Source organism: Corallococcus sp. RDP092CA, from assembly GCF_041903675.1.
Lineage (GTDB): Bacteria > Myxococcota > Myxococcia > Myxococcales > Myxococcaceae > Corallococcus.
In genome coordinates this window covers 1-338 of record NZ_JAYESI010000148.1, presented here as the reverse complement: position 1 = coordinate 338, position 338 = coordinate 1, and the positions used below count along the sequence as shown (strand labels likewise).

The window sequence follows — 338 nt, the reverse complement described above, 5'->3', positions numbered from 1 at the left end:
GACCGCCGCTACCTCGACATGTCTCTGCTGAAATCACCCCCTGACACTGCCGCTGCTTGATACCGCCAAGGAGCCTCCCTCCCCCGAACCCCCTCCGAACCAACTACACAAGATTCGGGACTTGACCTTCGAGTTGGGCCGCTTCTACAGCGGCAAGGGCGGCGTCTTCCGCGCCGTGGACGCGCAGCTCCAGGCTTCGGACTGGCGGCCCCTGGCGGAGGTGTACGACGACGCGGACGTCATCAACCGCTCGCTGGACGGGGCCGAGGACGCCTTCGTGGAGCTGTACCACGCGCTGGGCCAACTCCTGTCCCGCCCCGTGGACAGCATCGCGGGGC

At 67.2% G+C, this 338-nt stretch carries 1 pseudogene; it reads left to right on the top strand.

The features are described 5' to 3' along the window. Positions 1-121 precede the first annotated feature (121 nt). Positions 122-338 (top strand): annotated as a pseudogene (locus U8525_RS34555) (hypothetical protein); the annotation flags it as partial.